General features: G+C 68.9%; 28 protein-coding genes and 1 tRNA gene. 14 read left to right on the top strand and 15 right to left on the bottom strand.

Annotation, left to right across the window (positions count from 1 at the left end):
* Positions 1 to 75 precede the first annotated feature (75 nt).
* The gene (locus E3N94_RS07910; RefSeq protein ID WP_134570044.1) at positions 76 to 987 is read right to left on the bottom strand and encodes a LysR family transcriptional regulator; all 912 of its coding nucleotides are present in this window, start codon (positions 985 to 987) and stop codon (positions 76 to 78) included.
* Positions 988 to 1,059: 72 nt separating this feature from the next.
* On the opposite strand from E3N94_RS07910, the gene E3N94_RS07915 reads away from it, so the two are divergent.
* Positions 1,060 to 2,028, top strand: coding sequence for a DMT family transporter (locus E3N94_RS07915; RefSeq protein ID WP_134570045.1), 969 nt, complete (start codon positions 1,060 to 1,062; stop codon positions 2,026 to 2,028).
* A gap of 194 nt (positions 2,029 to 2,222) precedes the next feature.
* Here E3N94_RS07915 and E3N94_RS07920 read toward each other — a convergent pair whose 3' ends face one another.
* The gene (locus E3N94_RS07920; protein WP_104100744.1) at positions 2,223 to 3,149 is read right to left on the bottom strand and encodes an ornithine cyclodeaminase family protein; all 927 of its coding nucleotides are present in this window, start codon (positions 3,147 to 3,149) and stop codon (positions 2,223 to 2,225) included.
* Between the two features lie 420 nt (positions 3,150 to 3,569).
* Between E3N94_RS07920 and E3N94_RS07930 the strand changes: the two genes are divergently transcribed.
* Positions 3,570 to 4,601: a PfkB family carbohydrate kinase gene (locus E3N94_RS07930; protein WP_241987084.1), complete on the top strand. Its 1,032-nt coding sequence runs from the start codon at positions 3,570 to 3,572 to the stop codon at positions 4,599 to 4,601.
* A 15-nt stretch (positions 4,602 to 4,616) separates the two neighbouring features.
* Here E3N94_RS07930 and arsM read toward each other — a convergent pair whose 3' ends face one another.
* The 4 genes from arsM to E3N94_RS07950 all read right to left on the bottom strand — a co-directional run bounded on the left by arsM (position 4,617) and on the right by E3N94_RS07950 (position 7,504).
* Positions 4,617 to 5,405, bottom strand: coding sequence for an arsenite methyltransferase (arsM, locus tag E3N94_RS07935; protein WP_134570048.1), 789 nt, complete (start codon positions 5,403 to 5,405; stop codon positions 4,617 to 4,619).
* A gap of 174 nt (positions 5,406 to 5,579) precedes the next feature.
* Entirely contained in the window at positions 5,580 to 6,332 is a 753-nt protein-coding gene (locus tag E3N94_RS07940; RefSeq protein ID WP_134342995.1) for an SGNH/GDSL hydrolase family protein, read from the bottom strand.
* Between the two features lie 49 nt (positions 6,333 to 6,381).
* Entirely contained in the window at positions 6,382 to 6,990 is a 609-nt protein-coding gene (locus tag E3N94_RS07945; RefSeq protein ID WP_134342996.1) for a HEAT repeat domain-containing protein, read from the bottom strand.
* Positions 6,991 to 7,039: 49 nt separating this feature from the next.
* Entirely contained in the window at positions 7,040 to 7,504 is a 465-nt protein-coding gene (locus E3N94_RS07950) for a GNAT family N-acetyltransferase (protein WP_158250258.1), read from the bottom strand.
* 55 nt (positions 7,505 to 7,559) lie between these two features.
* Here E3N94_RS07950 and E3N94_RS07955 point away from each other — a divergent pair, with 55 nt between their 5' ends.
* Genes E3N94_RS07955 through E3N94_RS07965 form a run of 3 tightly spaced genes read left to right on the top strand, consistent with a single transcriptional unit; the run spans position 7,560 to position 9,629 of the window.
* The gene (locus E3N94_RS07955; RefSeq protein WP_104100749.1) at positions 7,560 to 8,006 is read left to right on the top strand and encodes a MaoC family dehydratase N-terminal domain-containing protein; all 447 of its coding nucleotides are present in this window, start codon (positions 7,560 to 7,562) and stop codon (positions 8,004 to 8,006) included.
* Complete coding sequence (locus E3N94_RS07960; protein ID WP_104100750.1) at positions 8,003 to 8,437, top strand: MaoC/PaaZ C-terminal domain-containing protein; 435 nt, start codon at positions 8,003 to 8,005, stop codon at positions 8,435 to 8,437. The genes E3N94_RS07955 and E3N94_RS07960 overlap by 4 nt, the downstream gene beginning before the upstream one ends.
* 13 nt (positions 8,438 to 8,450) lie before the next feature.
* Positions 8,451 to 9,629: a UDP-N-acetylmuramate dehydrogenase gene (locus tag E3N94_RS07965; RefSeq protein ID WP_104100751.1), complete on the top strand. Its 1,179-nt coding sequence runs from the start codon at positions 8,451 to 8,453 to the stop codon at positions 9,627 to 9,629.
* A 65-nt stretch (positions 9,630 to 9,694) separates the two neighbouring features.
* Here E3N94_RS07965 and E3N94_RS07970 read toward each other — a convergent pair whose 3' ends face one another.
* The 4 genes from E3N94_RS07970 to E3N94_RS07985 all read right to left on the bottom strand — a co-directional run bounded on the left by E3N94_RS07970 (position 9,695) and on the right by E3N94_RS07985 (position 13,717).
* Positions 9,695 to 10,270: a hypothetical protein gene (locus tag E3N94_RS07970; RefSeq protein WP_134570050.1), complete on the bottom strand. Its 576-nt coding sequence runs from the start codon at positions 10,268 to 10,270 to the stop codon at positions 9,695 to 9,697.
* On the bottom strand, positions 10,270 to 11,619 hold the full coding sequence (locus tag E3N94_RS07975) for a PspC domain-containing protein (protein ID WP_134570051.1): 1,350 nt from the start codon (positions 11,617 to 11,619) through the stop codon (positions 10,270 to 10,272). Before E3N94_RS07975 ends, E3N94_RS07970 begins: the two co-directional genes overlap by 1 nt.
* 395 nt (positions 11,620 to 12,014) lie before the next feature.
* Positions 12,015 to 12,287, bottom strand: coding sequence for a hypothetical protein (locus tag E3N94_RS07980; protein ID WP_134570052.1), 273 nt, complete (start codon positions 12,285 to 12,287; stop codon positions 12,015 to 12,017).
* 227 nt (positions 12,288 to 12,514) lie between these two features.
* The gene (locus E3N94_RS07985; RefSeq protein WP_134570053.1) at positions 12,515 to 13,717 is read right to left on the bottom strand and encodes a pyridoxal phosphate-dependent aminotransferase; all 1,203 of its coding nucleotides are present in this window, start codon (positions 13,715 to 13,717) and stop codon (positions 12,515 to 12,517) included.
* 171 nt (positions 13,718 to 13,888) lie between these two features.
* Here E3N94_RS07985 and E3N94_RS07990 point away from each other — a divergent pair.
* From E3N94_RS07990 to rplA, 5 genes are all read left to right on the top strand, one after another.
* Positions 13,889 to 13,961: transfer RNA gene (locus E3N94_RS07990), tRNA-Trp, on the top strand.
* A 42-nt stretch (positions 13,962 to 14,003) separates the two neighbouring features.
* Positions 14,004 to 14,279 (top strand): preprotein translocase subunit SecE, encoded by a 276-nt coding sequence (secE, locus tag E3N94_RS07995; protein WP_104100756.1) that lies wholly within the window; start codon positions 14,004 to 14,006, stop codon positions 14,277 to 14,279.
* 134 nt (positions 14,280 to 14,413) lie between these two features.
* A complete protein-coding gene (gene nusG, locus E3N94_RS08000) occupies positions 14,414 to 15,397 on the top strand; it encodes a transcription termination/antitermination protein NusG (RefSeq protein ID WP_134570054.1) in 984 nt (327 codons plus the stop codon).
* 103 nt (positions 15,398 to 15,500) lie between these two features.
* Positions 15,501 to 15,932: a 50S ribosomal protein L11 gene (gene rplK, locus E3N94_RS08005; protein WP_104100758.1), complete on the top strand. Its 432-nt coding sequence runs from the start codon at positions 15,501 to 15,503 to the stop codon at positions 15,930 to 15,932.
* Between the two features lie 93 nt (positions 15,933 to 16,025).
* A complete protein-coding gene (rplA, locus tag E3N94_RS08010; RefSeq protein WP_104100759.1) occupies positions 16,026 to 16,715 on the top strand; it encodes a 50S ribosomal protein L1 in 690 nt (229 codons plus the stop codon).
* A 74-nt stretch (positions 16,716 to 16,789) separates the two neighbouring features.
* Here the strand turns inward: rplA and E3N94_RS08015 are convergent, their stop codons facing one another.
* Positions 16,790 to 18,349, bottom strand: a complete 1,560-nt coding sequence (locus tag E3N94_RS08015) for an amino acid permease (RefSeq protein ID WP_134570055.1) — start codon at positions 18,347 to 18,349, stop codon at positions 16,790 to 16,792.
* 209 nt (positions 18,350 to 18,558) lie between these two features.
* Between E3N94_RS08015 and E3N94_RS08020 the strand changes: the two genes are divergently transcribed.
* The 3 genes from E3N94_RS08020 (at position 18,559) to E3N94_RS08030 (ending at position 21,723) form a co-directional block, all read left to right on the top strand.
* On the top strand, positions 18,559 to 19,800 hold the full coding sequence (locus E3N94_RS08020) for a CoA transferase (RefSeq protein ID WP_174776126.1): 1,242 nt from the start codon (positions 18,559 to 18,561) through the stop codon (positions 19,798 to 19,800).
* A complete protein-coding gene (locus E3N94_RS08025) occupies positions 19,797 to 20,993 on the top strand; it encodes an acyl-CoA dehydrogenase family protein (protein ID WP_241977397.1) in 1,197 nt (398 codons plus the stop codon). Before E3N94_RS08020 ends, E3N94_RS08025 begins: the two co-directional genes overlap by 4 nt.
* Positions 20,994 to 21,063: 70 nt before the next feature.
* Positions 21,064 to 21,723: a GntR family transcriptional regulator gene (locus E3N94_RS08030; protein WP_134419471.1), complete on the top strand. Its 660-nt coding sequence runs from the start codon at positions 21,064 to 21,066 to the stop codon at positions 21,721 to 21,723.
* 10 nt (positions 21,724 to 21,733) lie between these two features.
* Here E3N94_RS08030 and E3N94_RS08035 read toward each other — a convergent pair whose 3' ends face one another.
* Both E3N94_RS08035 and E3N94_RS08040 read right to left on the bottom strand, forming a co-directional pair.
* Entirely contained in the window at positions 21,734 to 22,507 is a 774-nt protein-coding gene (locus tag E3N94_RS08035; RefSeq protein WP_134419472.1) for an ATP-binding cassette domain-containing protein, read from the bottom strand.
* An 84-nt stretch (positions 22,508 to 22,591) separates the two neighbouring features.
* Positions 22,592 to 22,777, bottom strand: coding sequence for a hypothetical protein (locus E3N94_RS08040; RefSeq protein ID WP_134401025.1), 186 nt, complete (start codon positions 22,775 to 22,777; stop codon positions 22,592 to 22,594).
* A 135-nt stretch (positions 22,778 to 22,912) separates the two neighbouring features.
* On the opposite strand from E3N94_RS08040, the gene E3N94_RS16540 reads away from it, so the two are divergent.
* Positions 22,913 to 23,068 (top strand): hypothetical protein, encoded by a 156-nt coding sequence (locus E3N94_RS16540; RefSeq protein WP_166784755.1) that lies wholly within the window; start codon positions 22,913 to 22,915, stop codon positions 23,066 to 23,068.
* A 223-nt stretch (positions 23,069 to 23,291) separates the two neighbouring features.
* Here E3N94_RS16540 and E3N94_RS08045 read toward each other — a convergent pair whose 3' ends face one another.
* Complete coding sequence (locus E3N94_RS08045) at positions 23,292 to 24,722, bottom strand: FAD-dependent oxidoreductase (RefSeq protein WP_134419473.1); 1,431 nt, start codon at positions 24,720 to 24,722, stop codon at positions 23,292 to 23,294.
* Between the two features lie 83 nt (positions 24,723 to 24,805).
* A complete protein-coding gene (locus tag E3N94_RS08050; protein WP_104170391.1) occupies positions 24,806 to 26,296 on the bottom strand; it encodes a helix-turn-helix transcriptional regulator in 1,491 nt (496 codons plus the stop codon).
* Positions 26,297 to 26,349 lie beyond the last annotated feature (53 nt).

A 26,349-nucleotide genomic window follows, 5' to 3' on the forward strand; every position in this document is an offset into this window, starting at 1 on the left:
GGGGTCGGGTGTCCGCTGGAAGACCTCGGCGACATTGACCATGCCGGTGAGTCGGACATCCTCTCAACGCGGCGGTCATTCCGTGCGGGAGCCGGCCACCGCTCGCAGCTCGCCCAGCACCCGGCGCACCGACGCCCGCAGCAGCGTCTCGGGGCGGCTGAGAACGTCGATCTGGCGGCCGACCCGCAGGTCCTCGATCGGCAGCAGCACCAGGCCGGACCCTGGCGCCGGGGCCATCGTGTACCGGGGCAGCAGTGCGATCGCGGACCCCGAAGCGACCACGGAGGCCGCCACGAAGAACTCGTTGATGCGGTGCTCGATCCGTAGGGGGTGCCCGGCGCTCGCCGCGACGACATTCACCGCCTCCGCGAGCGGGAAGCCCGGGTGCCCGGCGATCCAGGGCTCGTCGGCGATGTCGGCGACCGACACCGACGACCGACCGGCCAGAGGATGTCCGACATGCAGCGCCACATCCAGCGGTTCGTAGAGCAGCGGGGTGACCGTGACCCGTTGCGGCCAGAGGGGATCGTGCGGCAGCCGGTGGGCGATGACGAGGTCATAGTCGGCGACCAGTGCCGGGAAATCCTGCCGTGCGACATCCTCGTCGCCGCACCGGATTGGCGTCCCGGTGGGTCCGGCCGGACTGGCCAATCGCGAGATCAGAGGCCCGAACCAGGCCAGCCCAGCGCTGTGGAACGCCGACAGGCTCACCGGCGCGGCCGGCTCTTCGTGGAAATGTGCCACCGACTGCTCGGCGGCGGCCATCGCGGTGGACACGCTGGCGGCGGCGGTAGCGAGAGCCGTGCCGGCGGGTGTCAGCACAAGCCTGCGCCCGCGTCGTTCGGTCAGCGCCACGCCCGTGCTGCGCTGCAGCGCGGACAGCTGCTGCGACACCGCCGACGACGAGACGAACAGCGCGCGGGCCACCGCGGCGACGCTGCCGCGCTCGCCGAGTTCCCGCAGGGTGAAGAGCTGATGCAAATCCATAAGCAAACACTAAAGTGTTGGTTCAGAATTGGTGATCTGGACTTAACGGATACCGCCCGGCAGCATTGGCCCATGACCTTCCTCCCGCGGCTCGGACGTTACCGCATCGACGCCGTCCTGCTGCTTGTCGCGCTGGTCTGGGGTGGCAGCTACCTCGCCGCCAAGGTGCTGACCGAGCAGGCGAGCGTGGGCGCCGTGCTCGCGCTGCGCTTTCTGGTGGCTGCGCTGGCGCTGCTGCTGATCTGGGCGTTGAGCCGGCCTCGGCGGCCGACCCGCGCCGAGCTGGCCGGGGGCGCGCTGCTCGGGCTCACCCAGGCGGCGATTCTCTGGTTGGAGACGGCCGGCGTGGCCGTGACCTCGGCCACCAACGCGGGCCTGATCATCAGCTTGACGATCATCCTCACCCCGATCCTCGAGTCGGTCGCGGCGCGCAACTGGCTACCGCGTTCGTTCTTCGTGGCTGCGGTGCTCGCGGTCGTCGGGGTAGCGCTGCTCGTTTCCGGCAACGGTTTTCGCGCCCCGAACCCTGGCGACCTGCTCATGCTCGCCGCAGCGCTTGTGCGCGCCCTGCACGTCACCATGGTCGGCCGGGTGACCCGCGCCGACGGCGCCGGCCGCCGGCCCGGGACGCTCACGATCACGCTGGTGCAGGCCGCCGTGGGTGCCCTGGTGTTCACCGCAGCGGATGCGCCGGGAACACTTCGGGCGATCGGCGCCTTCGGTCCGGCCGCCTGGCTCGGGGTGCTCTACCTCGGTCTGGCCTGCAGCGTGTTCGCGTTCCTGGCCCAGACCTGGGCGATCCGGCACACCTCGGCGGCGCGGGCCAGCCTGCTGATGGGCACCGAACCGGTCTGGGCGGTGGTCGTGGGGGTGAGCCTCGGCAGTGAGAACCTCGGCCTGGTGGCGGTGCTCGGGGCAGGCCTGATCATCGCGGGCACCTCGTGGGGACAGCGGGTGGAGCAGGGGCACCGACTACGGGCGGCGGCCGACGTGCTCGCGGTGCCGGCCCGGTCACATTCGTCGCCCGCGGCCATCGGCTGAAGCCGGGTTCGGCTGCAGCTCAGCGAGCGCGCGCGCTCGCCTGCACTAAATCCAGCCCGAACGAATTCGACGGAGATTTTGCCTGAGACGGTCTCAAACCCTCTGAAACAGCGCCTTGATGAGAAAATCTCCGTCGAATCGGTTCGACGCTACACACGGCGCTCCGTGATGAACGGCGTACACGCGCGGTGGGATTACGGGCGGAAGACGGCCTGGGCGACCACCAGGTCCTGCCAGGACATGCCGGAGCTCGTGAAGACGCGGGGACGCGACTGGTCGACGGCGACCGTGCCGGTCAGGATGTCCCGCATCGGCACCAGGGAATCGGCCTGGATCACGCCCTCCCGGAGCGGGATCAGCACGTCGCCGCCCTCCCGCAGCGCGACCTGGCTGTCTTCGACGACGACCTGCGCGCGTCCGATCAGCTCGCTGGAAAGCTCGCGGGCGTCGGGCTCGTGCGACCCGACCGCCACCGTGCAGGAGTTCCGCGGCACCAGGGACCCGTCGAACAGCGGGGTGCGGGCGGTGGTGGCGCAGACGATGAGCTGAGCGTCGGCCACGGCGCCGGGGGTGCCGGTCTGCGCGGGCAGCCCGCCCGCCCGCACCTGCTCGGCCAGTGCCTCGGCGCGGCCCGGGTGCCGGCCGACCACAGTGACCCGACCGACCCGGCGGATGGCGCGCATCGCCTCGACATGCCCGCGCGCCTGGGGTCCCGCGCCGAACACCACGAGGTGCTCCACCTCGGCGGGCGCGAGCAGGTCGGCGACGGCCGCCGACACCGCCGGGGTGCGCAGGGTCGTCAGTGCGATGCCGTCGAGCAGGGCGACCGGGCTGAGCGTGACAGCATCCATCAGCAGGTAGACGCCCTGGATGCGTGACCGGCCGAGCTGCGGGTTGCCCGGCGCGACGGTGGCGATCTTGACGCCCACGAACTCCGCGGACTGCGACGGCATGAGCAGCAGCTGGCCCCGGTCGAGGGGCAGGATGCTGCGGCTGAAATCAAGCGCCGGGTCGAGCCCAGCCCGCACGGCGACCTGCAGGGCGCGCGCCGCGGCGCCGACGCCGACGCGGGCGAAGATCTCGTCGGCGGAGATCCACGGGGTGGGTGCATCGGAAGCCATGCTCCGACTTTACGTGTCGGAGTGTGGGGGCAGGTCACCCCGATGATGTCCTGCCCCCGACGAGGGGTGCTTCGCTCCGGTCTCATACGGACCCTGCAATCAGGGACTAAGGACCGGTGTTCGGGGAGCCACCCTGCCTGTGTTCGAGCGTACGACGATGCCGCGCCCGGCGGAAGGGTCTGGACAAACGCGGCCGCATTTGGTTTCGCGGGCTGACTCGGGGTGACGCGGGGTGACACAGGCCGGCTCGGGCTAGCGCCCCGAACGAATTCGACGGAGATTTTGCCAGAGTTGCTCCTCAACGCGCCTAAAAAGCAGTTCTGCACGAGAATCTCCGTCGAATTGGTTCAATATCGATGAGGACTCACTCACCTAGGCTTGGTGCGACAGGGTTGTTGGCAGGGGCAAGGGAGAGTGCGAATGACTGAGCAGAGCCTGACTGAGCAGAACCTGACTGAGCAGAACCTGACTGAGCAGAGCCTGACTGAGCAGAGCCTGACTGAGCAGAGCCTGACTGAGCAGAGCCTGACTGAGCAGAGCCTGACTGAGCAGAGCCTGACTGAGCAGAACCGGGTGGTCGTGGTCGGCGACGCACTCATCGACGAGATGCTGAGCCCGGGGTCCCGCCTGGAGTTCCCCGGCGGCGCCGCCCTCAACGTGGCCGTCGGCCTGGCCGTGCTCGGTGTGCCGACCACCCTGATCGCCATGGTCGGCGATGACGCCGACGGTGCCCGGCTGCGCGAGTTCCTCGCCGCGCACGACGTGACGTTGGTCGCCACACCCGGGCCGTTTGGCAGCTCCCGCGCCACCTCCGACCGCACCGACGGCGAGCCCACCTACGCCTTCAATGAGGCCGCGCGGAAGCGCCGCATCGAGTTCGGCCCGGCCGAGCGCGCGGCCCTGGACAACGCCCGCCTCGTGGTCGTGAGCTGCTTCCCTTTCGATGACACGGCCCAGACGGATGCCTTCATCGCCGCGGTCGCGGAGCCGGAACGCCGCCTCGTGATCGACCCGAATCCGCGTTCGGGCATGCTCGCCGACGGCGACCTGTTCGTGGCGAACTTCGAACGAATCGCTGCCCGGAGCCTCCTCACGAAGGTGGGGGACGAGGACGCCGAGCTGCTCTACCGCAGCACCCTCGAAGAGTTGCGGGAGCGGCTGCTGGCCGCCGGCACGCAGACGGTGCTGGCCACGGCCGGGCGCGCGGGGGCATCCGTTGCCTGCGGCGCCGATCTGCGGGTCAGCGAGCCGATCGCCGTGCTTCCCGGCGCCGTCGTCGACACCATGGGCGCGGGCGACGCCACCCTCGCCGGGGCCGTGCAGACCATGCTGACAAGGGGGGTGCCCACGGATGCCGCGGGCTGGCAGGCCCTGCTGGCCGACGCCATGCTGATCGCGGCCGCCACCTGCCGCCGGGAGGGTGCCCTGCTGCGCGTACCCACCGCGGGTTAGGCGTCGCCGGCCGGTCTAGGCGGCGCCGGCCGGCTTGACCGCCCGCACAATGGCGCCGTGTATCCCGTCGGTCACCTCGTGGGTCAGGGTGACGCCCACCTGCTCGAAGCCCGCGGCGGCGAGCAGGGACTCGTACTCAGTGATCGAGAGCGCGCCGGCGATGCAGCCCACGTGGGAGCCGCGCTCGGCCCGCTGGGCGGGCGCAAGGTGGTTCTCGGCCACGACGTCGGACACTCCGACGCGGCCGCCGGGCCGTAGCACGCGAAACATCTCGCCGATCACGGCGGGTTTGTCCGTCGACAGGTTGATCACGCAGTTGGAGATGACGACGTCGACGCTGCCGGAGCCCAGTGGGATCTCCTCGATCGTGCCTTTCAGGAACTGGACGTTCTGCGCCTGGGCTGCGGCCGCATTGTGCCGGGCAAGGTCGAGCATCTCGTCGGTCATGTCGAGGCCGTAGGCGAACCCGGTGGGCCCGACCCGGCGGGCGGAGAGGAGCACGTCGATGCCTCCGCCCGAGCCGAGGTCGAGCACGGTTTCGCCGGCCTGCAGGTCTGCGACCGCCATGGGGTTGCCGCAGCCGAGACTCGCCAGCAGGGCCGCGCCCGGGAGGTCAGCGGTCGACGCGTCGTCGTAGAGCGCGGAGCCGAAAACCAGGCTCTCGTCGATGGCGGCCGGTTCGCAGCAGCCGGCGGCAGGCGTCTCGGTGAGCAGCGACCGACGCCCCTCATTCGTAACCGAGACGGCCACGCTCGCGTAGCGGGCCCGCACCTCTTCGCGCACCGGGTTACTATTCTCGCTCATGGTGTTCTCCCTCGACTGAGACCTACATACATTGATGACTATCGATGCAATCTACCGCCGAAAATCGATCGCCGTCAATCCGCGCGCGTGAGGGGACGCAAATCGACTCTCCCGGGCCGGATGCGGGCCCGACGCGGCAGCCTGGTCGCGGCGCGGGCGCCCCTTCCGGAAAGATCAGCCGACATCGACCGGCTCCAGGGTGGGCCGCTTGGGCGGGCGGCCGTCTCCGGAGGAGCGTCCGGTGAGCCGGCGTCCGATCCACGGCAGCACGAACTCGCGGTAATACGCCGTCGTGCTCTGCACCTGCTCGTCGGCCGCGGCGGGCGCATCCAGCCACTCCACCGGAACCGGCACCCCCAGCTCGGCCAGCACGTTTGTGGCCACCCGGGTGTGCCCGAGCGCGTTGAGGTGCAGTTTGTCGACCGACCAGAACCGCTTGTGCTCCAGCTCGGAGTCGGCCCAATTGTCGACGAGCGTGACGCCCGGCCGGTCGAAGGCGGCGCGCGCGGCATCCGCCAGCTGATCGCCACGCCGGCGCATCAGGTTGCCGAGCGGCAGGTGGTGCGAGGGATTGCCGCCACTGAGCACCAGCACGTGCACGCCCTGCGCCTCGGCCCGGTCGACGACCTTCCGCATCAGGTCGACCACATAGGGGATCTCGACCCGCGGCCGCATCACGTCGTTGCCGCCGCCGCAGATGCTGAGCAGGTCGGGGCCGAGCGCGAGCGCGGACTCCAGCTGCTCCGCCACGATCGGGCCGAGCAGCCGACCGCGCACGGCGAGGTTGGCGTAGGAGACGGGGTGGGCGGATGCCGCGGCGAGCCCGAGCGCGACCAGGTCGGCCCAGCCGCGCACCTGGCCGCCCGGCAGGTCGTCACCGACGCCTTCGGTGAAACTGTCGCCCATGGCCACAAAGCGATGGAACATCCGGACCCCCCGTCTCGGTACTGCGTGTGTGTCCCGGTTCCGGGCTCGGCTACGCGCTCGGGTGGGTGTGCCGGGTTCCGTGGGTCTGCTCGGTGCCCTGGCCCTGCTCGACCGTAAGGTTCCACCGTGCGTTGAGCACGTCGCGGGCCTGCTGGGCCGCGCGGCGCACCTCTTTGTCGGGGTCGCGCAGACGCTGCACGATGGTGGCGAGGTGGTCGGCGGTGCCCTGGGCGGCCAGCGCGTGCAGGGCCGCGGCGCGCACGCGCGGAACCTCGTCGGTGGTCAGGCGCACCAGCTTGGGCGCCACCTCGAGGCCGCGCAGCAGGACGACCTTGGCGCACATCTCGCGCACCCGCCAAGCCTGGTTGTTCATGCCGACGACGATGTACGGTGCCGCCGAATCGCCCCAGACGTAGAGCAGCGCACGGGCACCCCACAGCTCGGGCCAGTAGAGGGCGGGGGCACCTTCGAGGATGCCCAGGGCGTGGCGTCCGCCGGCGTAGAGCAGGAAGTCCTTGCCGGCGTTCTTGGCGCGGAGTAGCGCGACGGAATTGTCGATGACGGCCTGTTCGCCATAATGCGCGACGGCCGCATGGATGCGTTCGGCCGTGGGCAGGTCGATGGGAAGGTCGGGGTGTGGCTCTAATTTGTTAGGCATGACGTGACTACGCTAGCAAGCGGGCGTGTCGCAGGCCAATGCCGGACAGTCAGGCGGGGCGTTCCGGGGAGGCAAACGTGCGCTCGAACCCGGTCGCGTTCTCGTAGATCCCGTAATTGCCGATCTCCCGGTAGCCGAGGCGCCGGTACAGCGCGAGCGCCTCCGGCTGCGCGTGGCCCGTCTCCAGGCGCAGGTGCCGATAGCCGAATTGCTGCGCCACCTCCTCGAGGGCGGCGAGCAGGGCCACGGCGTGGCCCTGCCGGCGGTAGGCCGGGTTGGTCCACATCCGTTTCACCTCGCCGGTCGTCTCGCTCAGGCGACGGATGCCGCCACCCGCCACCGTCACGCCCCCATCGAGCAGCACGAGGAAGGTGCCGCTCGGCGGGGCGAAGGCATCTGCCGGCACGTCGTGCACCGAGTCGCCGTCGCCGTAGCGCTCGTCATACTCCCGCGCCAGGTCGGCCAGGAGCGGGACCACCTCAGGGTCACCCAGACGCACGCGCTTGATCTTCACACCAGCCAGTCTGCCCGATGGCGCCTTCCCCGGCCGAGGCCGGTAAACTCGGCCTGTGTCTGTCAACCCCGAACTGCAGGGCCGGGTCTTCCCGCCCGTCGCCCCCTATCTCGTCGGCCGGGAGAAGGTGCGCGAGTTCTCCCGCGCGGTCTTTGCCACGAGTCCGATCAACCTCGACCCGGAGGCCGCGCGCGCCGCGGGCTACGCCGACGTCGTCGCCCCGCCCACATTCGCCGTGGTCGTTCAGGAGGCCACCCTGGCGCAGCTTCTGGCCGTCCCGGATGCCGGCATCGACTTCACCCGCGTCGTGCACGGAGACCAGCGGTTCACGTTCAGCCGCCCGATCGTGGCCGGTGACGAACTCACCGCCACGCTCCACGTGGCCGGCGTAAAGAGCCTCGGCGGCCACTCCATGGTGACGGCCGTGTCAACCATCGTCGACGCCGCCGGCGCGCACGTCGTGACCGCGACCTCCACCCTTGTCGTCAGGGGAGACGAATGACCATCATCGCTACGCCCCGCCTCGCTGACCTGACCGTCGGAGACGTCGTCGCCGAGGGCACGTTCCCGCTCACGCGCGACTCCCTCGTGCACTACGCCGGGGCATCCGGAGACTTCAACCCCATCCACTACCGCGACGACGTGGCCGTGTCCGTGGGACTGCCCGGCGTGCTCGCGCACGGCATGCTCACCATGGGCTTCGCCGTTCAGCCGGTCGTCGCCTGGGTCGGCGACCCCGGCCGCATCGTGGACTATCAGGTGCGGTTCACCCGCCCCGTGCTCGTGCCGGCCGACGGCGCGGCGGTCGTGACCGTGGTCGCCAAGGTCGGCGCCATCGACACGGATGCCGGCGTCGCCCGCATCGACCTCATCGTGTCGTCGGGCGAGGTGACTGTGCTGGGCAAGGCGCAGGCACGCGTGCGCCTGGTCTGAGTGGTCGTTCCCGATGACGAGCCCCGCTGCCTCCGCGCCGACCTTTGCCGACCTGACCACCATGGGCGTCGGCGGCCCTGCCGCCCGGATGGTGTCGCCCGCCACCGAGCAGGACCTTGTCGACCAGACCCTGATCGTGTGGGCCTCGGGCGATGAGTGGCTGCTGCTCGGCGGCGGATCGAACACGATCGTGGCCGACGAGGGCTTCGACGGTACGGTGATCCGGGTGCTGACCCGCGGGGTGGACGTTGTCTCGGCTTCCTCTCCCGCGTCCCCTTCGCCGTCTGATCACCCGGACCGGCTGGTGCTGCGAGTGCAGGCCGGCGAGCCCTGGGACGAGCTGGTGGCCTACACCGTGGCGCAGGGCTGGTCCGGTATCGAGGCACTCTCCGGCATCCCCGGTTCGACCGGGGCCTCCCCGGTGCAGAACATCGGCGCCTACGGCCAGGAACTCGGCAACAGCCTGGCTGCCATCGACTTCCTCGACTACGACAGTGGCGAACGGCGACGGATGGAGGCTGGCGAGCTCGAACTGGGCTACCGCACCTCGGCTCTGAAACAGGGGCTCCGCGGTCTGGTGATCGCGGTCGAATTGAACCTGCACGACACGCAGAGCGAGGCATCCGTTCTCGGCGGCGCGCTCAGCCGGCCGGTGTCCTACCCGCAGCTTGCGACCGCACTCGGCGTGCAGCTGGGCGATCGGGTGCCGCTCGCGCAGCTGCGGGGCGCCGTCCTGGCCCTGCGCGCCGGGAAGGGCATGGTGCTCGACCCGAATGACGCCGATACCCGCAGCGCCGGCTCCTTCTTCACCAATCCGATCGTGTCGCTGGCGTTTTCGCGCACATTGCCGGACGCCGTGCCCCGCTGGCCGCTCGGCGAGCAGGAACTGCCCGACCGGGTGATCCCGCTCGACGAGTATGCCGGCGTCGGACCGATCCCCGGGGAGCGGTCCGTGCCGCTCGTGAAGCTGAGCGCCGCCTGGCTGATCGAGCACTCCGGGATCTCGCGCGGCTTCCGGCTGCCGGGCTCCCGCGCCGCGATCTCCAGCAAGCACACCCTTGCGCTGACCAACACTGGCGGGGCCACCGCCGACGAGATCGCGCAGCTCGCCCGGCTGGTGGAGGCTCGCGTGCAGTCCGAGTTCGGCGTGATCCTGCAGCCCGAGCCCGTGCTCGTCGGCCTCGACGCCTAGCGCGGCCCGCGCCGCTCTCGCGGGCCTGAAGCCGTCAAACCGGGGTGTGAGCGCGGGCGGGGGCGTCAGCCAGCGCGGCGGAGCGCTGCGATGATGCCGACCACGATTAGCAGGAGTCCGATCACAATCACGCCGCCGAGCAGCCAGAGCGTGGGATCGGCGGGAGCAGGCGCCAGCACCCCGAGCAGCACGTAGCCGGCCAGGGCGAGCAGGATCACTCCCCAGACGATCGTGCTGAACAGCGGGCGGCGGAGGGGTCGCATGGATGCCTCGGGGTACGCCGGTTCGGCGGCGGCGGCGGCGGTCGGGGCCGCGGCGCGGGCCGTCGGCACCGGCGCGACCGGAAGCGGCGGGTCCGAGGCGAGAAACGCCGGTGCCGCCGCTGGCGGCTCGACGGAGGGCTCCATCGCGTAGTCAGGGATGGGGCTCGGACAGGCGACCGTGTGAGCCGGGGCTGCACGGGTGGTCTCAACCTCCACCTCGTGACCGCTCTCCCCATGGCCCTCGGGCTCGGCGGGCGCGGGGTCAGGTGATGCCGTCACGGACGTGACGGCATCCGTGGGCTGATCGTCGAGCGGCCGGGCGAACGGCGGGTTCGGCGGCTCGTTCGGCGGCTGGTTCGGGTCGGGGGTCGTGGTCATCAGGGTTCCAGACGCGAGGGGCCGACGACAGTGACCTGGCCGAGCGCCGTCCAGACGCGGACGCGGGCCACGGTGCCGGTGCCGTCGTCGTTGAAGGTACGCGAGTCAGAGTAGAAGGCGCCGCCCTGCTGCACGGCGACCGAGCCGCCGACGTAGTCGATCCTGCCGGCCAGCGCATTCGTCTCCACCAGCACGGCCCGGCCGCGGGGCAGGATCAGCTCGGTGACGCCCACGCCCATCCAGATATCGATCGTGCGGTCCTCCACGCTCGCCGCGTTGAGGGCCGTGAGATCGATGGTGACCCGGCCGGAGAGCACGGCATACCCCGGGGGAGCAGCGTCGGCATCGGCGCTGACCGTCCAGACCGGGATGCCGACCAGGAAGAACGCGGTGCCGCTCGGGAATAGGCCCAGCAGCACGAGGGCCACCGCCGCAAGGAAGGCGAACCCACCCAGGGCGCCGCTCTGCTTTCCGCGAATGCCCGACACGATGATGCCAACGGCCAGCACCCCCAGCGTGACGGCCAGGCCCAGCACCAGTGCGGCATCCGACCAGTTGCCGCCCGACCACACACCGGCGGCGACCGCGCCGCAGAGCAATGCCGACCCGAGCACGATCGCGCTGAAGCCGGCCCCGGGGCGAAGGTCGCGCCAGGAGCCGCGTCCGGGTGGTGGCGCGGCAGGGCCGCCGACGGTGACGGCGCCGCCGGCTGTGCCGGCTGTGCCGGCTGTGCCGGCTGTCCCGGAGCTGCCCGCTGCTTCGGCGGGCTGCATGGCCCCGAAAGTGACACCGGCCCCGATGCCTTCCGCGGCGGTGCTGTGCGGGTATCCGCCGGCCGGCGCCGTGGTGCGTCGGGCCAGGAAGAACACCAGCCAGATGAGCCCGATCGTCACCCCGACGCTCCAGCCCACCGCGAGTGTGGTCGCCAGCCAGTCGGGCAGCACGGCCGCCGGGCTCTGCCACCACAGGCTGCGCGTGTAGGAGGCGAAGCTGATGCCCACCAGCGCGATGATCCCGATCATGACGGGCGGGAAGACGCCGCGAACGGCCTGTTCGGCATGGATGCGACCGGTCGGGCCGGGCAGGAGAGCCCAGCCGACCGCGTACGTGAACAGAACCGGACCGCCGAGGACGCCCAGCGCGATGGTCACAACTCGCACCAGCGTGGGGTTCAGCCCAGCTCGCAGTGCGACTCCGCCGCAGACGCCGGCCAGCCAGCGGTCGCTCCCGCGCACGATCCCCGTGGAACGGATTGCGGCGAAGAAGTCGTTGCTCCCGTCGGAGGGGGTGGGGGGAGTGCCGGGCTCCGCGGCCGACGGCGTCGTCTGGCTCTCGGGTGCGTCGGTCATGCTGCCAGTGTGCTCGCGGTGGCCCGAGCCGACAATGCCGGGTGTCGTTCGGTGAGTGAGCCCTGATGGCTGCGGGCGATGGGGGTTCGCGGCTCGGGGTTCCGAGGTCGTTGTTCTGGAGGCCGACGCAGGCGCGCAGTGGACCGCGACGCGGGATGGACGTGCGCTGCAAACGCCATGTCGGTCGAGTCTGGGCCCTGCCGCAACTCGTCCCGAACGAATTCGACGGAGATTTCGCTCTGAACAGCGCGTTTGAGCTCAAAATGGGTGTTTGGCCCAAAATCTCCGTCGAATTGGTTCGACGCCGGGCCCGGTGCTCAACCTGTGATGAAGAGTGTCCACGCGGTGCGGTCAGCTCTGACCTTCCGTGAGCGACACAATAAGCCGTTCAGGAGTCACGCTCCTAGGTGTCCTTGCGGATCCAGCGAAACAAACGTGACCCGGCTGAGCACGAGCCCCACCACCAGCCAGATGAGCAGGCTCAGCGCGATCAGCGGAAAGTCCCGGGAACCGCTCTGCTCAAGGTTCGCGAAGCTGTCGGGCAGGAACACTCCGCGCATGCCCTGCGCCATCCACTTCAGTGGGAATACGCTGGCCGCGTTCTGCATCCAGTCGGGCAGCAGGTAGAACTGCAGGTAGACGCCGGAGATGAACTGCAGGATCGGCACGATGGGGATGACCAGCGGCAGCGGAATGCCGACGATCAGGGCGGCGGTGTGATGACTGAGGAAGGCGCCGGGTGGTATCCGTTGCAGGATGGCGGTGCGGCGCTCGAGCGTGGACAGGGTGCCGGAGATTGTCCACAGCCCCGGCCGAACCGACAGGAAGGGGGGAGCAGAAGTGCCCCTGACCCCCCAAGCTGTCGGTTCACCGGCGAGCCGTTTGGCGCGCTGCGCTAGGCGAACAGCCGCTGGAGGCGCTGCACGCCCTCGAGCAGGGCCGCGTCGCCGAGCGCGTAGGAGAAGCGCAGGTAGCCGCTGGGGCCGAACGCCTCGCCGGGCACGACGGCCACCTCGGCCTGGTCCAGGATAAGATCGGCCAGCTCCAGGGAGGTGGTCGGGGTGACGCCGCCCCAGGTGCGTCCGAGCAGGCCGGTGACGTCGGGGTAGACGTAGAACGCCCCCTGCGGCGTCGGCGTGACGAGGCCGGGGATCGTGTTCAGCTCGGCGACGATGACCTGTCGGCGACGGTCGAAGGCATCCCGCATGGCGATCGCGGCATCCTGAGGGCCGTTGAGTGCGGCGATCCCGGCGCGCTGGGAGATGTTCGACACGTTCGACGACAGGTGCGACTGCAGGTTGGCGGCGGCCTTAATCGCGTCCTGCGGGCCGACCATCCAGCCGAGCCGCCAGCCGGTCATCGCGTAGGTCTTGGCGACGCCGTTGACCAGGATGGTGCGGTCGGCCAGCGCGGGGACGGCCTCGACGATCGAGATCGCACGCACGCCGTCATACGTGAGGTTCTGGTAGATCTCGTCGCTGACGATCCAGAGGCCGTGTTCCTCGGCCCACTCGCCGATGGCCTTCGTCTGCTCGGGGGAGTAGACGGCTCCGGTGGGGTTGGACGGCGACACGAACAGCAGCACCTTGGTGCGCGGCGTGCGCGCCGCCTCGAGCTGCTCGACGGTGACGAGGTAGCTCTGGTCACTGCCGGCGAAGACGTCGACCTGCACGCCGCCGGCCAGCCGGATCGACTCCGGGTAGGTGGTCCAGTACGGCGTGGGCACGAGCACCTCATCGCCCGGGTCGAGCAGCGTGGCGAAAGCCTGGTAGACGGCCTGCTTGCCGCCGTTGGTGACGACCACCTGGCTGGGCGAGATCGCCAGGCCGCTGTCACGGAGCGTTTTGGCCGCAATGGCCTCGCGCAGGTCGGGCAGCCCGGCCGCCGGAGTGTACCGGTGGTTCTTCGGGTCGCGGACCGCCAGTAGGGCGGCTTCGACGATGTGCTCCGGGGTGGGGAAATCAGGCTCGCCCGCGGCGAAACTGATGACCGGCCGGCCGGCGGCCTGCAGGGCCTTCGCCTTGCCGTCCACCTTGAGGGTCGCGGACTCCGCAATGGAGCCGATTCGGGTAGAGATGCGCTTGGATTCGTGGGCCACGCTTCGAGCATACGGGGCTGCCTCGTTCTGCTGGGGCTGTCTCGGCTTTACAGTGGCCCCCGGGTGACCTAGACTCGACGAGGTAATTCAATTCTGCCAAGCTTTTTTGCGCCCGCTTTTCGGTTCGTTCCGGGGTCCGAGTGTTACGAGGTAGTTTGAATTTCGTTCCATAGGGTGGTGGCTCAATTGGTAGAGCAGCGGTCTCCAAAACCGCAGGTTGCAGGTTCGAGTCCTGTCCGCCCTGCAAGTCGGTGGCATTCCGTCGGCACATGAAAGGTGTAATCAGGTGGCCCGAAAAGTTGTCGACGAACCCAGTGAGGAAATCGTCGCAAACGCGAAACTTGCGCTCGATTCCAAGCGCGGTCCTTTCGCTCGGATGTCCCTGTTCATCAAGCAGGTCATGGCGGAGCTCCGCAAGGTCGTCACCCCCACCCGCAAAGAACTCCTCAGCTACACGGGTGTGGTGCTGGTATTCGTTGTCATCATGATGGCCATCGTTTCCGCCTTCGACTGGATGTTCGCGCTCGCCGTCACGTACGTGTTCGGAACGCCGGGCGGGTAGGCAGCTTCCGGTGCCGCATCCGCTCCCAGCGGTCGCAGCCACGCATCAACGAAGAAGAGTCACTGCAGAACTTAGGGCAAACGCTGTTTGGGTCACGGTTTCGTACCCACGCAATAGAAAAGGATTGAAATTTAGTGACTGACACGAATCACGACGATGCCGACTGGGCCACCGCCGCCGAGCAGTCCTCCACCGAGGACGAGGCGCAGGAGGGCAACACCCTCGCCGCTGAAGAAGACTCCGTAGAGGCTGCCGAGCAGGTCGCCGTGCACGTGTTCGACCCGAGCATGGGCGTCGAAGTCAACCTCGACGCCGCGCTTGACGCGTTGGCCGAGCCCGCTGACCCCGACGCCGACGCTCTCGTCGACGAGGCCCTCGACATCGATTCCGACGACGAGGCCGAGGCCGCCGTCGAGGCCGTGGAAGACGAAGACGAAGTGGCAGTCGAGGCTGAAGAGGCAACGGATGTCGGTGCCGAGCCCGCCGAGGACGAGACCCCCGAAGACCCCTACGAAGAATTCCGCAAGGAACTGCGCTTCCAGCCCGGCAAGTGGTTCGTCATTCATTCCTATGCCGGCTTCGAACGCCGCGTGAAGTCGAACATCGAGAACCGCAAGCAGTCGATGGCCATGGAAGATTTCATCTACCAGGTCGAGGTTCCGATGGAAGACGTCGTCGAGATCAAGAACGGCCAGCGCAAGATGGTCACCCGGGTGCGCATCCCCGGCTACGTGCTCGTTCGCATGGACCTCAACGAAGACAGCTGGTCCGTGGTGCGTCACACGCCCGGCGTCACCGGATTCGTCGGCAACGCGCACAACCCCACGCCGCTTCGCTTCGAGGAAGCCTTCGGCATGCTGAAGAGCCTCGTCGAGATCCAAGACGTCCCCACCGCCAAGACCGGCGGACACGGCGGCAAGGTCCCTACCCGCGCCCTCCCGGCCGAGATCGACTACGAGATCGGCGAGACGATCACGATCAAGGAAGGCTCGTTCGCGGGCCTGCCCGGATCGATCAGCGAGATCAAGGCGGAAAGCGGCAAGCTCATCGTGCTGGTTTCCCTCTTCGAGCGCGAAACCCCGGTCGAGCTCAGCTTCGACCAGGTCACCAAGCTCTAAGGGGACTGAACACCCTCCCCACGGATTCAAGTTCACCGGGGCCCGTCCGGGCCACCGGGAGAGCGGCCCCTGGCTGCTCGTCATTACAAAGTAAGGAAGAACAATGGCACCGAAGAAGAAGGTAACCGGTCTGATCAAGCTTCAGATCAAGGCCGGCGCCGCCAACCCCGCACCGCCCATCGGGCCGGCGCTGGGTCAGCACGGCGTCAACATCATGGAATTCTGCAAGGCGTACAACGCTCAGACGGAATCCCAGCGCGGCAACGTCATCCCGGTAGAAATCACCGTCTACGACGACCGTTCATTCACTTTCATCCTGAAGACTCCGCCGGCGGCGGAGCTCATCAAGAAGGCGGCCGGCGTCGCCAAGGGCAGTGGAACCCCGCACACCGTCAAGGTTGCGAAGCTCACCCAGGCCCAGGTCCGCGAGATCGCCGAGGCCAAGATGGTCGACCTCAACGCGAACGACCTCGACGCAGCGTCGAAGATCATCGCCGGCACCGCCCGCTCCATGGGCATCACGGTCGAGGCCTAACCACCTCCCCCAGGCATTCCGCCACCAGCAGTACGTGGAAGAGCCAGCCAGGCTCGCACCACACTCTCAATTTCGTTTTACAGGAGATTCAACATGGCACAGAAGTCAAAGGCCTACCGGGCCGCGGCCGAGAAGATCGACGCAGACAAGCTCTACACCCCGACCGAGGCCGTCACCCTGGCCCGGGAGACCGGCTCCGCGAACTTCAACTCGACCGTCGAGGTCGCCCTCAAGCTCGGCGTCGACCCTCGCAAGGCTGACCAGATGGTTCGCGGTACCGTGATTCTTCCTCACGGCACCGGTCGCACCGCCCGCGTCATCGTCTTCGCAACGGGCCCCGCGGCCGAAGCGGCAATCGCTGCCGGTGCCGACGAGGTCGGTGGCGACGAGCTCATCGAGAAGGTGGCCGCCGGCTACACGTCGTTCGACTCCGCCGTCTCGACCCCGGAGCTCATGGGCAAGGTCGGTCGTCTCGGTAAGGTTCTCGGCCCGCGCGGACTCATGCCGAACCCGAAGACCGGAACCGTGACGCCTGACGTCGCGCGCGCCGTGTCCGACATCAAGGGCGGAAAGATCGCGTTCCGCGTCGACAAGCACGCCAACGTGCAGTTCGTCGTCGGCAAGGTGTCCTTCACCGCCGAGCAGCTGAATGAGAACATCAGCGCCGCTCTCGAGGAGATCGTTCGCCTCAAGCCCAGCTCCTCCAAGGGCCGTTACATCATGAAGGGTGCCGTTTCGACCACGTTCGGCCCCGGCATCGCTCTCGATGTGAACAGCATCTAGTCAGTTCCACCGCAGCCCGGCTGCACCAGGAAGGGCCCGTCAAAAGACTGGGCCCTTCCCTCGTTAACGGATGCTCACTCGCTGGCCATCGTGGGGCGTGCGTCTCTGCGTGCGGGGTCGTCCCGATCGGTGTTCTGCGGGTGCGCGCGAAGCATCGCGGCGACCGCGATCGCGTCGCCCTCCGGCTGGTGCGAGGTGGTGTGCGGCTTCGCGATGAAGAGGTAGAGCAGGCCGCTGCCCATCACTACAGCCAAACCGATCAGCACGATCCAGTCGTCGAGGAACACCCCGGTCGTGCCCGGGCGCGCCAGCAGGATCATGGCGGAGATCCCGTAGGCCAGGGCGATGATGTTCACGATGAACCCGAGAGGTCCCAGGCTGAACGGCCCGGCCGGACGCCACCCCTTGAACCGCTGGCGGAGCGCGGCCAGAACCACGGCCTGGAACGCGACATAGATGCCGAGCACCGCGAAGGCCGTGATCTGGGTCAGGATCGTGCTGCCGCCCAGGTAGATCACAACGCAGAGCAACAGCGGGATCGTGGACGCGACGATCAGTGCGTTGACCGGCACTGCCGTGCGCGGGGACACCTGGCCCAGCCAGGTCTTGCCGGGGACCATCCCGTCTCGTGCGAAAGAGAAGATCAGGCGGCTGGCCGCGGCCTGCAGGCTGAGCACGCAGGACAGGAAGGCCGTGATCGCCACTATGAGGAACAGCGTGGCACCGACCGTGCCGAGGGTCGCGTCCAGGATCGCGGGGATCGGGTCGATGTCTGTCCCGTCGACCACGGCCTGCAGGTCCGGCGCGGCCAGGACGTACCCGCCGAACGAGAACAGGGCGGAGACGCCGCCGACCAGGATGGTGAGGATCATGGCCCGGGGGATACCTCTGGCCGGGTCGGGCACCTCCTCGGCCACGTCGCCGCAGGCTTCGAAGCCGTAGAACAGGAACAGTCCGGCAAGCGCGGCCCCGAGGAACGCGGTGGTGTAACTGCCGTCACCCTCGACGCCCAGGGTGTCGAAGAAGACGCTGAACTCCTGCTTGCGCTGGAAAAGGAGTAGGTAGAGGCCGAGACCGATCACGCCGATCAATTCGGCAGCGAGCCCGATCCGGGCCGCGCGGGCCAGCATCTTCGTGCCGGAGAAGTTGAACGCGAAGGCCACGACGAGAAAGAGCACCGAGAGCCCGAGCGTGACCTCTTTGGTGACGGGCGCGTTGATCAGGCTGGCGAGGAACCCGCTGCCGAATTCCGCGACGGCGGTGATTGTGACGAGCATCGCCCAGACGTAGACCCAGGCGGTCATCCATGCGTACCTCTTGCCCCAGAGACGACGTGTCCACGGGTAGATACCGCCCGCGATCGGGTATTGGGACACCACCTCGCCGAAGACCAGTGCCACCAGCAGCTGGCCGGTGCCCACGATCACCAGCCAGAAGATCGAGGGTGGCCCGCCCGTGCTCAGGGCCAGGGCGAACAGCGAGTAGACGCCGACGAGCGGCGAGAGGTAGGTGAAGCCAAGGGCGAAATTGCCCCAGAGCGACATCGAACGATGGAAGGTGTCTTCGTAGCCGAGGGCCTCGAGGTGCTCGGCGTCGCCGAGCCCTTTCCTCTGGGATGACGCGTGTGATGACATGGGAACCTTTCCGATCGAGCCGGAGAGCGAGAATGTGCTCACCATAGTGCTGTGCGCGAGCAAACGCACGGAACCGATGGATCCAACTTTCACCGAGAGTTCCCGTTCGCAGTTCCTGTCTCCGGGTCACGACCCGCCCGGTAGGATCGGAGTCAGAGCGGCCACTGGCGGAGTCCTGTGGTCCGAGTCGACGGGGACAGAGGTGGGTCGTGCCGCAGGACGCAACCGGGCAGCCGTTGGCGGGCCTTCGGGTCGCGGATTTCTCCCGGGTACTGGCCGGCCCCTACGCCACCATGATGCTGGCCGACTTCGGCGCTGATGTGATCAAGATCGAGAGCCCGGTCGGCGACGACACCCGGCAGTGGCTGCCGCCGGTCGACGCGCAGGGGGACTCCACCTACTTCGGGTCGGTGAACCGCAACAAGCGCAGCGTCGTCTGCGACCTCGGCACCGATGCGGGACTGGCCGTGGCCCGGCGACTCGCCGAGACCGCCGACGTCGTGGTGGAGAACTTCCGGCCCGGCGTGATGGACCGGTTTGCTCTGGGCTTCGAGCAGCTGCGGGCCGTCAATCCGAGCTTGGTCTACTGCTCGATCACGGGCTTCGGCGCGGGGGCCGGCGCCCGCCTGCCCGGCTACGACCTGCTCGTACAGGCTGTCGGCGGGCTGATGAGCGTCACCGGTCGCCCAGACGAAGAGCCGAGCAAAGTGGGGGTGGCCCTCGTGGACGTGCTCTCCGGGCTCAACGCGGTCAGCGGCGTCCTACTCGCCCTGCGTGCGCGTGATGCGACCGACGCGGGCGGGACCGCCGGCCACCGGGTGGAGGTGGACCTGCTGACCACCCTGCTCTCCGCACTGACCAACCAGGCCGCGGGCACCCTCGCGACCGGGCAGTCACCGACCCGGATGGGCAATGCGCACCCGAGCATCGCGCCGTACGAGCTGTTCGACGCCGCCGACCGGCCGCTGGTGATCGCGGTGGGCAACGATCGCCAGTTCCGCACCCTCGTGCGACTGCTCGGGGCTCCCGCCCTGGCCGACGACGACCGGTTCCGCGGTAACGCCGACCGGGTGCGGCACCGCACGGTGCTGAAAAAGTTGATTGAGGACCGGCTCCGGCCCGAGCCCGCGGCGCACTGGGTGGGCGTTCTGACCGATGCCGGTGTGCCGGCCGGCCAGGTCAACACCCTCGACGAGGCGTTCGCCTTCGCCGCCGCGCTGGGGCTCGACCCGGTGGTGGAACTGGGTGCGGCCGGCCGCACCAGCCGCCAGGTTGCCAACCCCATCCACCTCGCCGGCCGCCCGGCCGCCTACCGCCTGTGCCCGCCGCGGCTGGGCGAGCACGAGGGCGCCGACTGGCTCGCCCCGTCCCCGACCGCTGCCCCAGGGCGAGCCCCCGTACCAGCCACAGATCTCGCTCGTGTTCCGCCGACCCCCAAAGGACTCTCGTGACCGCCGCAGGCCGCCCCACCCCGCTTGTGCCCAGCCCGCTGGTCGACACCGTCTTCGACCTCGATGCCCTGCTCGAGCCGGAGGAGATCGTCTGGGCGCGCGCGGCGCGCGCTTTCGCGACCAACCGCATCCTGCCGACCATCGAGGACGACTTCGAGGAGAAGCGCTTCCGGGCCGAGCTGATCCCTGAACTCGGGGCGGCCGGGTTCCTCGGCATGCACCTCACCGGGTACGGCTGCGCCGGCGCGGGGGCGGTGAGCTACGGGCTGGTCTGCCTCGAGCTGGAGGCCGCTGACAGCGGCTGGCGCACTTTCGTCTCGGTGCAGGGCTCGCTGGCGATGTCGGCCATCCACAAGTACGGGTCTGCGGAGCAGAAGCAGCACTGGCTGCCGGGCATGGCCGCCGGCCAGCTCGTGGGCTGCTTCGCGTTGACCGAACCGACCGGCGGCAGCGACCCGGCCGCGATGGCGACCACCGCCACCCGGGGCGCCGACGGCTGGGTGATCGAGGGTGCCAAACGCTGGATCGGCCTGGCCAGCATCGCCGACGTCGCGATCGTCTGGGCCCAAACGGATGCCGGTGTGCGCGGCTTCCTGGTTCCGACCGACAGTATCGGTTTCACCGCCATCCCCATCGGCAAGAAGCTTTCGATGCGTGCGTCGATCCAGTGCGATGTGCACCTGGACGCCGTGCAGGTGCCATTCGATGCGATCCTGCCCGGTGCCGCTGGGCTGTCCGGGCCGTTCGGCTGCCTCAACGAGGCGCGCTTCGGCATCGTTTGGGGGGCCATGGGCGCCGCCCGCAGCTGCCTCGACGCCGCCATCCTGCGCGCGAAGACCCGTGAGGTGTTCGGCAAACCGATTGGGGCTACCCAGTTGATCCAGGCCAAGCTCGCCGACATGCTCGTGGAATACGAGAAGGGGGTGCTGCTGGCCCTGCACCTCGGTCGGCTCAAGGAGCGCGGCACGCTGACCCCCACCCAGATCAGCATCGGCAAGCTCAACAGCGTGCGCGAGGCGATCCAGATCGCCCGCGAGGCCCGCGTCATCCTCGGCGGCGACGGCATTACCAGCGAATTCCCGGTGATGCGCCACCTGGCGAACCTGGAATCGGTGCGCACCTATGAGGGCACCGACGAAATCCACCAGCTCGTGCTCGGGCGGGCCCTGACCGGCCTGAACGCGTTCTCCTGAGGCCGCGATGTGACATAGTGGCAAGCAGATTGGCTGTCGGGCCGATCGACGGGGGAGGAGCACAGTGGGGGTGACGGGGGGACAGACCGTGTTCGCGAACCTGCGTGCGCGCATCCTCTCGGGGGAATTGCCCGCCAGGGCCACGCTGCGGGAGACGGTGCTGGCCCAGGAACTCGGCGTCAGCCGCACCCCCGTGCGCGAGGCGCTGCGCCGGCTCGACGAGGCCGGCCTGGTGGAGTTCGTGCCGAACCGGGGTGCCACGGTCGTGGAATGGACCACCGAGCAGATCTGCGAGACGTATTTTCTTCGCGCGGCTCTCGAGAGCAGGGCGGCGGGCCTCGCGGCGGCGCGGATCGAGCCGGCCGACCTCGACCGGCTGGCCATCCTGATTGACGCCATGGAGGAGTTCGTGCGCGCAACCGACGCCGAGGGCATCGGCCGGCTGGGCGTGCTCAACGCCGAATTCCACCGCATCATCGTGGCCGCGTCGGGCGTCACCCAGCTGATGGCCCTGGCCGCGTCCGTCGGCCGCGCCCCGATGATGGCCTCGCTCTTCCGCCGCGACGCCGCCGTCTTCCGGGCCGGCAGCAACCACCACCACCGCGACATCCTCACGGCGCTATGGTCGGGAGACGCACTCTGGGCCGAGGTCGCCATGCGCTCGCACATTCTCGCAGCGCGCAACGCGGTGTCGTCGGGTCGGTCCGGATCGCGAACGGAACCGGCCTAACCGGAACCGGTCAGCCGCGCGCGGAGCGGGCCGCCTCGAGCAGGCTGTGGGTGTGCGGATGCCGCGGGGAAGCGAGGATCTCAGCCGCCGAAGCCTGCTCGACGACCCGTCCCGCCTCCACGACCGCCACTCGGTCGCAGGTGGCGTCCGCCAGGCCGAGGTTCCGGGAGACCACGATGATCGACAGTCCGAACTCCTGGACGAACCCGCGGCAGAGCTCCAGTGCGGAGGGCTCGCCCGCAGCCTCGACGGCGCGCGTCGGCTCGTCCAGGATCAGGATGTCCGGGGGCTGTGAGAGCGCGGCCGCGATCGTCACCTGGAGCAGCGCGGTCGGTTCGAGCTGGGTCGGAACCACCAGCGACGTCGCCTGCGGATCCGGCAGCCCGACCTTCTCGAGGAGTTCCAACGCATGCCGGGCGGCATCCGTTCGGGACAGACCCCCTGTCCGGCGCAGGGTTCGGGCGAGCTGGCGGCCGATGACCTGGTCCGGGGCCAGGCCCGTGGGCGCGGCAGGGGAAATGAGAGAGATTCTCGTGTCGCGCAGCCGGTTGAGGGCGCGCCGCGATGCCCCGACGAGCTCGATACCGTCGATCAGGATGGAGCCGGCCGCGATCACCGCCGGTTCGGGCAGCCGGCCCAGGATGGCCAGAGCGATCTCGCGTGCCCCGGAACCGGTGACACCGACCAGGCCGATGACCTCACCCCGCGCCACCGAGAGGGAGATGCCCGTGGCCAGCACCGGGGCACCCGTCTGGGTGCTCTCGGTAATCTGCAGACCGCGCACGTCGTCTTGCGGGCTGAGTGGCTGGACGCGCTGGACGGGGCGCGCCCCGGGCCGGGGATGAGATGTTCCCCGAGCTCACCTCGCTCACGGCCCGTCCCGCTGGCCGCGGTGCCCCGCGTGATCGAGCAGGAGGAGCGGCCCACGGTCGAGTCCGGCGTCAGCCGCGGCGAGGCGCGGCACTTCTGCAGCCTGGAGCAGGGAGACATGACCGCACGGTTGCTGGCCAACCCGGTCGTTGACCGAGGCCAGCGGGCCTTCGGGGACGACCATCCGGCGCTCCGTCGGGGGCCTACGAGGCCGGCTGTTTCCGCGGTCGGTGGCCTTGTTCATCTCGCGGGCGGAACAATGCCTGCGCGAGATGGAACCGCACACCGACCGCGTCGGTGTGACCGAGGGTCGCAACGGGTGCTGGGTCAGATCCGCAGCCAGCTGGAATACCGGCCGATCATGGACCTCCTGAACGACCTGTCGAATCAGATGGACATCGTGCAGGAGGCCACCAGCACGGCCTTTGAGGTCATCGGCGACCGCTATCTCCTGATCAGCGCCGTCCCGACCTGAACCGGGGAGGCCTGAGCCGCGCCGCGGCATCCGTTGCCTCGGACCCACGGATGCCGTGGCTCACCCACCCCGCCCGTCGAACCAATTCGACGGAGATTTTGAGGATGGAGCGCTCTCCCAACGTGGTTTAAACCGTTTTGAGCCAAATCTCCGTCGAATTCGTTCGGGCCGCGGACGCTGCCAGGGTTCCGAGCGCGCTGAGCGCCCCGAGCGCTATCGAGCCCTACGAGTCGAAGCCGAGGCCCAGCGCGTCGAGCGTCTTCAGGATGATGTTGCGGCGGCCTCGGTTGTGGTCGGCGCGGTCGAGTGACCAGCGCGTGGTCTGGATGCCCATCGAAGCGAGGGGCTCCGGTGGGAACGGGAGTGGCCGCCCGCGCACCATCTCCAGCTGCGTGCGCTCGGTCCTGCGCTCCGCCAGTTGGTCGAGCATGACCTTCGCCGCGAAGTGCGTCGCGGCCACGCCTAGACCGGTGAACCCGGCGGCGTAGCTGATCCGTCCGCCGCGGGCCGTGCCATAGAACGCGCAGAACTGGGTCGACGTGTCGATGGCGCCGGCCCACTGGTGGCTGAAACGCAGCCCGGCCAGCTGCGGAAATGTGGTGAAGAAGTGGCCGGCCAATCGTTGGAAGCTTTCCGGCCGGTTCTCATAGCCGCTCCGCACCCGGGCTCCGTAGTGGTAGATCGCGTCGTAGCCGCCGAAGAGTACGCGGTTGTCTGCGCTCAACCGGTAGTAGTGGAACTGGTTGGCCAGGTCGCTCAGCCCCTGCCGCTTCTGCCAGCCGATGGCGGTGAGCTGATCGGGCGACAGCGGCTCGGTCATCAGCACGTAATCGTAGACCGGCACCGTGGACAGGCGGTTGCGGGCCAGCAGCGAAGGGAACACGTTGGTCGCCAGCGCGGTCTTCGTCGCCCGCACCACACCCGACTCGGTGCGGAGCCGGGTGCCCTGCGCCGGAGTGAGTCCCTGCGTGTCCAGGTTCTTCACCGGGGTGTGTTCGAAGATCTCGACCCCAAGTTCGGTGGCGACCCGGGCGAGCTCGGTAGCCAGCTTACCCGGGTGCACGAGCGCGTTGCTTCGCTTGTGCCAGATGCCGGCCAGGTACGTGGGGGAGCCGACCTCGGCGCGCAGGGCCGCGGCATCCAGGAACACGCTGTCGGTTCCGGTCGGTTCCTCGCGCAGCCATTCGACCTGGTGCTCCTCGACGGCCAGGTCGATGGCGCCGGTGCGCTCGAAGTCGCACTTCAGCCCGAGCTCGGTGACGGCCCGCTCGATCTCGTCGAGGTTCTTGAGGCCGAGTTCGGTGAGCCGGTGGATCTCCGTCGGCCAGCGGCGTCGGCCGTTCTCCTCGCCGTGGGTCAGGCTGGCCTCGCAGAAACCGCCGTTGCGGCCCGACGCAGCCCAGCCGATCGTGCGCGCTTCGAGCAGCACCACGCGAGCGCCCGGGTTCTCCTGCTGAGCGAGCACGGCGGTCCAGAGTCCGAGGTAGCCGCCGCCGACGATGGCGAGATCACAGTCGAGGTCGGCCGTGAGGGTCGGGTAGCCGGTCTGCGGAGACACGTCGTCCAGCCAGAACGGCGCGGAGCGGGTGTCGGCGAGGGCGCCCGCGATGACGGATGCGGCGGGCCTGGCCCGCTCGAAAATGGTCGTGCCCACGGATCGTCCTTTGTTCGGCGCGGCTCTGCTACTCGTTCATCATCTCAGGCGCGGTCCCCGTCGGCCATGTGCCCGCCCCGCTCTCATCTCACCGGCGCGTGCGACTCCAGAAACTGGAACACCTCGGTCTGGTCGACGCCGGGAAAGGTGCCCGTGGGCAGGGCCGCGAGCAGGCTGGTGGGCGTGCGCGCGGCCGGCCAGGACTGCCCGGACCAGCGCTCCGAGAGCTCCTCGGGCGCGCGGCGGCAGCACGACTCGTCGGGACAGGTGGACACGGCCCGGTTGTTGGTTTCGCGGCCACGGAACCACTTCACGTGCGTGAACGGCACGCCCACACTGACGGAGTAGTCGCCCTCTTTGGCCTTCTCGATGCGCGAGGTGCACCAGAAGGTACCGCTCGGGGTGTCGGTGTACTGGTACCAGGGGCTGAACCGGTCGGCGACGTGGAAGACGGTGCGCGCGGTCCAGTTGCGGCAGACCGTCGAGCCCTCGACCGCGCCGAGCGCGTCGCTCGGGAAGCGCACCGAATCGTTTTCGTACGCCTTGATCATGGTGCCGGACTCGTGCACCTTCATGAAGTGCACCGGGATGTCGAGCCGCGCGGTGGCGAGGTTCGTGAACCGGTGCGCCGCCGTCTCATAGGACACCGCGAAGGCGTCCCGCAGATCCTCCATCGAGATACGTCGAAGGTTCTTCGCCTCGGTGAGGAGTTTCACGGTGTCTTTTTCGGGCAGCAGGATGGCCGCGGTCAGATAGTTGGTCTCCACCCGCTGAGACAGAAATTCCGCATAGTTTCCGGGCTCCTCGTGTTCGCAGAGCAGGGTGGCGAACGCTTGCAGAATGGGGGAGCGGGAGTCGCGGGACGCCGACTGCTCGGTGGGCAGGTAGATGCGCCGGTTGCGCTTGTCCGTCACCGAGCGGGTCGAGTTCGGAAGGTCGCCCACGTAGTGCAGCGAGTAGCCGAGATGGGTCGCCATGTCGGCCACCACCTGGTGGGAAACCGGCCCGCCGGTGTGGCCGACCGCGGCGAGCAGGCGCTGCGCCTGTGCCTCGAGCTCGGGAAAGTAATTGTCCCGGGCCCGCATGGTGGCTCGCAGCTCCACGTTCGCTCGCCGGGCCTCCTCCGGGGTCGCCGCCCGCTCCCGGTGCAGGCGCAGGATCTCGTTGTGCAGGCTGAGCAGTGTCTGCAATGTTTCGTCGCTCGTTCCCCGGCCAACACGGATATGCGGCAGTCCGAGGGCGGTAAACACGGGGCCCCGCTGAGCGCGCTCGACGGCGATTTCCAGCGCCGCCCGCTCGGACGGGGCATCCGTTTTCAATAGGTCGTCGACCGTGGTGCCGAGCGCGGTCGCGATGGTGCGCAGCATCGACAGGCGCGGCTCGCGCTTGCCGTTCTCGATCATCGACACCTGAGAGGGTGCCCGGTCGATGGCGGCCGCAAGGGCGTCCAGAGTCATGCGCCGGTTCGTGCGCAGTTCACGGATGCGCCGCCCCAGGGTGAGCGCATCGAGCCCTGCCTCCTCGGGAGGAGCCGCGGACAGGGAGGAGCGGAAGGCGGGATCGACGGTGACCATGCCCCATGCTCACATACTCCGGGGATAACTTCTCGTAGCCAGAAGAAATGCTG

The organism is Cryobacterium sp. Sr3, from assembly GCF_004402835.1.
Classification (GTDB): domain Bacteria; phylum Actinomycetota; class Actinomycetes; order Actinomycetales; family Microbacteriaceae; genus Cryobacterium; species Cryobacterium sandaracinum.